The 7,046-nt window shown below is 46.8% G+C and carries 6 protein-coding genes; 3 read left to right on the forward strand and 3 right to left on the reverse strand.

What is annotated here, in order from left to right; genetic code table 11:
* Both VJY99_RS05375 and VJY99_RS05380 read left to right on the forward strand, forming a co-directional pair.
* A partial coding sequence (locus tag VJY99_RS05375) for a CfaE/CblD family pilus tip adhesin (protein WP_324117032.1) occupies positions 1 to 1,199 on the forward strand: 1,199 nt, incomplete at its 5' end.
* A 13-nt stretch (positions 1,200 to 1,212) separates the two neighbouring features.
* Positions 1,213 to 1,938 (forward strand): hypothetical protein, encoded by a 726-nt coding sequence (locus VJY99_RS05380; protein ID WP_324117034.1) that lies wholly within the window; start codon positions 1,213 to 1,215, stop codon positions 1,936 to 1,938.
* Positions 1,939 to 1,973: 35 nt separating this feature from the next.
* On the opposite strand, the gene VJY99_RS05385 is transcribed toward VJY99_RS05380, so the two are convergent.
* Together VJY99_RS05385 and VJY99_RS19695 are read right to left on the reverse strand one after the other, a co-directional pair.
* Positions 1,974 to 3,212 carry an Nramp family divalent metal transporter gene (locus VJY99_RS05385; RefSeq protein WP_324117037.1) on the reverse strand — a complete coding sequence of 413 codons (1,239 nt, stop codon included), beginning with the start codon at positions 3,210 to 3,212 and terminating at the stop codon, positions 1,974 to 1,976.
* The gene (locus tag VJY99_RS19695; protein ID WP_422653021.1) at positions 3,205 to 3,282 is read right to left on the reverse strand and encodes a hypothetical protein; all 78 of its coding nucleotides are present in this window, start codon (positions 3,280 to 3,282) and stop codon (positions 3,205 to 3,207) included. The genes VJY99_RS05385 and VJY99_RS19695 overlap by 8 nt, the downstream gene beginning before the upstream one ends.
* 278 nt (positions 3,283 to 3,560) lie before the next feature.
* Between VJY99_RS19695 and VJY99_RS05390 the strand changes: the two genes are divergently transcribed.
* A complete protein-coding gene (locus VJY99_RS05390) occupies positions 3,561 to 4,748 on the forward strand; it encodes a NupC/NupG family nucleoside CNT transporter (RefSeq protein ID WP_324117038.1) in 1,188 nt (395 codons plus the stop codon).
* A 58-nt stretch (positions 4,749 to 4,806) separates the two neighbouring features.
* On the opposite strand, the gene VJY99_RS05395 is transcribed toward VJY99_RS05390, so the two are convergent.
* The gene (locus tag VJY99_RS05395; RefSeq protein WP_324117040.1) at positions 4,807 to 6,984 is read right to left on the reverse strand and encodes an EAL domain-containing protein; all 2,178 of its coding nucleotides are present in this window, start codon (positions 6,982 to 6,984) and stop codon (positions 4,807 to 4,809) included.
* Positions 6,985 to 7,046: the final 62 nt, after the last annotated feature.

The following is a 7,046-nucleotide window of genomic DNA, read 5'->3' on the forward strand; positions in this document are numbered from 1 at the left end:
CATTCAGGCTCCGGCACAGAGCCTGGCCGCGACGACTACTCGAGATTAATATGCAGAACTTTGTTCGTATTTTCCTGACCTGCCTGGTGATGAGCCTGCTGTTACTTCTGGCCTGCCCAAAGGTGAAGGCAGAAAGCGTGCCACCTAGCGGGCGGGATACGACGGTGACGACTAGCTTTGATAAAAGCGAGGCGCCCGCCGAGTTTAAAATCTGGACGAACGAAAGCGGAGGTTACGATTCCAATAACGATACGCTTTGGGGGCGAAACGTCTGGACCTGTCTTTCCAACACTGACCCCGCAACAGGAAAATGCAGTACTGAGGTAACCGGTGTCCAGAACGGGAAAACCACCATTGCGCTACTGTTTACCGAAAAGAGAAGTGGAATTACGCAAATCATTAATCTGACGGGCTACCATAGTATTGTTGCGACGACGAGCGCAGGATGTTGGCCTAAGGACAATGTATGGGGCCCCTATCTCATCAATGCGGGGATGCAGGTCAACTGTAGTGACGGCAACTCCAACGATGAATCAACATTAACGGTTTCTATCCCCAGCACTGAACTGAGTAAGCTGCCCGTTGGCGGGGTTTGGGAAGCACATTTGCAATTAAATCTGATGCAGTGGAGTCCACGAACAAAACTGGCAGACTGGAACGCCCACATCACGCTAAACGTCACTGATACTAATAATCAGCAAATTTATCTGCCCGAATTTGGCAACGCAGCGCCTCATGTGGATTTAAATTTACGCCCCCTGCCCGGCACAACAGGCAACCAAACCATGCTCAGCGGAACCGCGACATTGGATATGTGCCTTTATGATGGTTACAACGCCAATAGTAGCGAGTTCATTATTTCGCCTAAAGATCAATACAACGGTCTTCCCGGACGAGGTTTTGGTCTGTACTCTGTTTATCACAACGGTAAAATCGACGATGCTAACCGCATTGATTATCAACTTCAGATATTAAATCTCGTTTCCAGGGAATTTGTCGATCTCGCCAACTGGCAAAATTATGTTGCGAAGAATATTTCCGAGGCACCGCTGCGCTCGGTGCATCTGCCCGGCATTCCTCAAGCGGTAGTGTGTGTCCCTACAGCATTACGCTTTATCACTCCTGAATTCCCTATTGCCAATAAAACCGCAGGGAGTTACACAGGCACTTTGCATCTGACATTAACGACAGAAATGTGAATCTGAGGTTGCGATGAGAACAAAATTGAAAGCCATTTTGATGCTGGTACTGACCACTAGTTATCTACCCGCGATGGCCAACGTGACGGTGTTCCCAATGCGCGTGATGCTTAATCAGCAAGGCAGCAGCGTGGTGCAGGTGATCTCCAAAAGCACTGAAACTCGCTATATGGTGGCGGAAGTCAGGCGTGTTGAACATCCCGCCACGCCGCAAGAAAAAGAAGTGAAAGTGAAGATGGGAAGTATCGACAGCCTGGTGGTGACGCCGGCGCGCTTTGCCCTCCCCGCAGGAACCATTCAGCCGTTGCGCATTGTGAATATCAGACCGCTGCAACAGGAGGTTTCTTACCGGGTATGGCTGAATTCTGTGCCTGGCTCAACGCCGGATCTCACCGTTCCGGCGGGTGACAATACAGCCAGTACAGCGGTAGGGATTGTGATGAGTTGGGGGGTGGTGGTCAATGTGCCGCCAGAACATCCGCAGGTAAAACTCAAAATAGATTCTGCAGCACAGACTGTTTCCAATCAGGGAAATATTCACACGGTGATCAATCGTATCGGTCGCTGTACCGATAGCAGCTCTTGCCAGTGGACCCCTATCAATAAAAGCCTTTATGCCAATGAAAAACTGGATATTAGCGCGGCAGGTATCAAAGGCGCATCGTTGCAAAATATCAAACTGGAATATATCGACCCCATTTCCAGTAAGACGGTGACGGTTGAAGGCTCCGGGCTGTAATAAAACTTCAACTAATAAAACTTCAACCAATAAAACTACAACCCCAGAACCGTACCAATCAACAACCACAAATTCAGTGCTACGACGATGGCGACAATCACCCAACCGGTCATCTTCACCACACGAGTATTCACCAAATCGCCCATCAATTTGCCATTACTGGTGAAAATCAGCAGTGGCACCAGCGCCAGGGCAATCCCGAAGCTGAGCAATACCTGGCTCATGACCAGGATGCGTGTCGGATCAAGCCCCATCAGAATCACAATAAATGACGGTGCCATGGTCACTGAGCGGCGAACCCACAGCGGGATATAGAAGCGCACGAAGCCTTGCATTACAACCTGCCCGGCTAAGGTCCCCACAACAGTGGACGACAACCCCGCCGCAACAAGGCTTAAACCAAAGATGGTGGCCGCCGAATGGCTCAGTAAGGGTTGCAATGTGAGATAGGCTTGGTCGAGGTCAGCCACCCCGGTATGGCCGGTGAAGTGAAACGCCGCGGCGGCGGTTGCCATCATCGCCAGGTTAACGAACCCTGCAATGGTCATCGCAATCGCCACATCCCATTTCGTCGCTGAATACCGTTCAGCCCGATTGCCATGGTGCATATGCTGGGTCAGCGACGAGTGCAGATAGATGACGTGCGGCATGATAGTTGCGCCCAACACGCCTGCGGCAAGAAAGACCGCTTCGCTATTTGGCAAGTCAGGAATCAGCATCCCTTTCCCCAGTTCCACCAGGTTAGGTTGCGAGAAAATGAGCTCAACGATGTAGGCCGCCGCGACAAACAGCAATAACCCGCCAATCACTTTCTCCAGAGGCTTCTGACCACGCCGTTGCAGCATTAATATCAGGAAGGTGGCAATACCCGTCAGTACCGCACCTTGTAATAAAGAGATGCCGAGGATCAGTTTGAAACCAATCGCCGCACCAATAAACTCAGCGAGATCAGTCGCCATGGCAATGATTTCTGCTTGTATCCAGTAAAGCCAGACGACCGGGCGCGGGTAATGATCGCGAATCTGTTCGGCAAGGTTCTTACCGGTCGCGATGCCGAGTTTTGCCGACAGGATTTGGATGAGCATCGCCATCATGTTCGCCCAGACCACCACCCACAGCAATTTATACCCGAAGCTGGAACCGGCCTGGATGTTAGTCGCAAAGTTACCGGGGTCGATATAACCAATGGCAGCAATAAATGCCGGCCCCATTAACGCCAGGCGTAATCTGCGCGCTGTGCGGGTACCACTCTCTTCAACGCGACTGTTATTCATCATCTGCCCCTGAGATATAGCCTTTGCTATGTTTCAAACTAGCAAAAGTGAGAATGATTATCAAATTCATTTAAAAGAGATAAACTGATTTCTTCGATAGTCTGAAACGATGAGGGATTTTAGATGCCCATTACGAACCACAATTGTGACGACAACTATGTTAGAGATATGTGCGTTGACGCAACTTTTACCTTCTTTACTTAACATAGCAGAAATGTATGGTTGATCACTAATTTTGAGTTTGGTCACATGTCATCACTATAGTGTGCGATTGATCTCGTTTTCTTATTGCTTGTTTCATAGAATGTGCAACGAAATTAAACCTGCCTCATAATATTTGGAGCAAATATGTCCCGCGTTCTGCATTTTGTTTTAGCGCTTGCCGTGGTTGCGTTACTTGCTTTGTTGCTAAGTAGCAATCGTAAGCAGATCCGTATTCGCTTTATCGTTCAACTGTTAGTGATTGAACTCCTTCTTGCCTGGTTCTTCCTTAACTCAGAAGTGGGTCTGGGCTTTGTGAGAGGTTTCTCAGAAATGTTTGAGAAACTCCTGTCATTCGCTAATGAAGGGACAAACTTTGTATTCGGTAAGATGAATGACGAAGGACTCGCCTTCTTCTTCCTGAAAGTACTCTGCCCAATCGTCTTTATCTCTGCTCTGATTGGTATTTTGCAGCACATTCGCGTACTGCCGATTATTATCCGCTTTATCGGTACCCTTCTGTCTAAAGTGAATGGTATGGGTAAACTGGAATCCTTTAACGCCGTAAGCTCGCTGATTTTGGGACAGTCAGAAAACTTCATCGCTTATAAGGACATTCTTGGCAAGATGTCGCGCAACCGCATGTACACCATGTCCGCTACGGCCATGTCTACCGTGTCCATGTCGATTGTCGGCGCTTATATGACGATGCTCGAACCAAAATATGTGGTGGCAGCACTGGTATTGAACATGTTCAGTACTTTCATCGTGCTCTCTCTTATCAACCCATACCGTGTTGACGATAACGAAGAAAACCTGCAGATGTCTAACCTGCATGAAGGTCAAAGCTTCTTCGAAATGCTCGGTGAATATATCCTGGCAGGTTTTAAAGTTGCGATTATCGTTGCGGCAATGCTGATTGGCTTTATCGCCTTGATAGCCGCACTGAACGCACTGTTTGCCGCTATTTTCGGTATCTCCTTCCAGGGCATTCTGGGCTACATCTTCTACCCAATCGCTTGGGTCATGGGTGTTCCGTCTCATGAAGCCTTGCAAGTTGGCAGTATCATGGCAACCAAATTGGTATCGAACGAGTTCGTTGCGATGCTGGATCTGCAAAAACTGGCCGGTACGCTTTCTCCACGTGCGGAAGGTATCCTGTCTGTGTTCCTGGTGTCATTTGCCAACTTCTCTTCTATCGGGATTATCGCAGGTGCGATTAAAGGCCTGAACGAAGAGCAAGGTAACGTCGTTTCTCGCTTCGGCCTGAAACTGGTTTATGGCGCAACGCTTGTGAGCATTTTGTCTGCTTCTATTGCAGGCTTGTTCTTGTAAATCCTCACGCTAAAAACAAAAACCGAGGCAATCGCCTCGGTTTTTTTATGCCTGTCACTTAAAAAGGTTGGACGGTATTAAGAGGCATGGGTTTGCCAATGAGATAACCTTGCAAAAACTGTATACCCAGCCCATGTAAGAGCGTGCGCTGTTCTTCTGTTTCGACATACTCGGCGACGACACTCAATTGCTTGGCATGGGCCATATCGCATATGGATTTAACAATCAGGGGATCAAGCGAGTCCGATGTGATGTCTTTGATGAAACAGCCATCAATTTTGATAATGTCCGCTTGCAGACGTTTGAGTCTTTCGTAGTTCGCATAACCCGTGCCAAAGTCATCAATGGCAATTTTAAAGCCACTCTCACGCAGTAGCGTGATGTTCTGCATTGAGATTTCTGATTCTGAAAATGCCTGCTCCTCAGTGACTTCAATAATCACACTGCGGGTTGGCACCTGGTATTCGGTAAACAAGGACACAATTTTCTGAACAACATCTTTCTGCATTAACGTCAGCGGCATGAGATTGACGGAAAAGCGTGCCTGCTGGCTATCAGTGGGATGTTGCTGCAGGAAACTCAGCAGTTTCTTCATGATTAACATGTCGAAGCGGGTACTGAGGTTAAACTCAGTGATGACAGGAATAAACTTATCCGGCGTAATAATATGACCATCGATTATTAAGCGACTCAGTATTTCGTGATAGCCCTGATGCTGAGCGTCGACAATGGGTTGGGCATAAAGCACAAAGGGATGTTCTTCCTTCAACGCATGTTTAATTTTTTGTAGAAGTAACACACGTTCTGTCGTTTGGTCTGAAACGTCTTCTATTCGACTATCCAGACTAAGAACACGCCTCGAGGCACAAGCCTGCTCAGAAAGATAACTTAACTGCCCTAATGTCCGGTGTAATTCAATAAGGTCGTTATCGATAACGCTATATGATGCACTGTACTCAATTTCCAGCATGGTGTTATGCCATTTTATTTGTTTGCTATTGAGAATGTCGACCATATGGCCCAGTCGCGCTGCGGTATCCTGCCCATGCAAAAATATTAACACCTCACTCCCTGGCAATTGAAATACCTGTTCGCCTTGGTGTAAGAATGGTGTTAATTGGTTGGTGATAATACGTTTACAGTGAATACGCATCATGATGCCGTAATGGCGGCTTAAAAACTCCAGATTAGACATACGCAGGCAGCACAGTGTCCCTTTTGGGTAACATTGCAGATGATGTTCCAGCGCACGGAGATTCGGTAATAGAGTTAAAGGATCGGTGAATGCTTGTAAACGATAAATACGTTTCATCCACTCGTTTCTCTTGAACATTGTCGTCATATATACCATACAGACGCTAAACGAGATAAAGACCGAGAGGATAAAGGACAGGGCAAATTGGGTGTTTACCCCATAAAGAAAACCATCGTTATATGTCAGCAATAGCCAGGCAGAAACAGCCCACATCAGCTCCAGTAAACGCGGACCAAAATGGCGAACCCCTAAGGAAAACAATACGAAGATTGCCGGTACCAGATAGCCTGAGACCTGTAATAATCCCCAGGATGAACACACCACCCCCAGCAGAATTATCAGGCAAAAGAGCCAAGTATAGGAGTAAAAACGACGCGCCCCCACAAAGTCACGCATAACACAACTGCGCCAGAAGGCACGCGCGTAATAAGGATGTAGGATCATCCGTAATGGATAATAGAATAAAGGGGTAAAAATGAGTGAAGCTGCCACTAAGCTTTGAACATCCACCACCATGAAAATCAGGGCGTTATCACCAAAATACGCCGAAACTTGAGTAGGGAATTTTATATAACACCCAGAAATATACATCAGCAACTTAATAATAAATGGCACAACAAAACCCAGGAAAAATATCCTGATGCCGATACCTTTATCTGCCAATCTATAACGCCAGCGTGTACCAAGATAATAACGAGCCATCATACTACAAACTGATATTGAAAATATCAGGCAAAAAACAAATACTATCAGCCCAAGTAAAGATATATTCAAACAGAATGAATATGCCACGAGGGATGCAATTGTTAACGGAATGATCGCCACTCGACCATAAATAAACACCATGGCAATCATGAAACTTATCGGAAGGTAAGCAAGATAAATCTGCTTAGACTCAATCACTGTAGCAGGTGAAAAATAACGAGAAAGAGGTATGAGCAGAAGGCTTAAAACCAATGCTGTGGCGAATTTTTTTATCATTTTTTTGAAAGACTTAAGCTCTGGTATAAGTATGCTGCTATTAAAAGGCAGTGTTATTCAGT

This window comes from Buttiauxella sp. (assembly GCF_035271705.1).
Classification (GTDB): Bacteria; Pseudomonadota; Gammaproteobacteria; order Enterobacterales; family Enterobacteriaceae; genus Buttiauxella.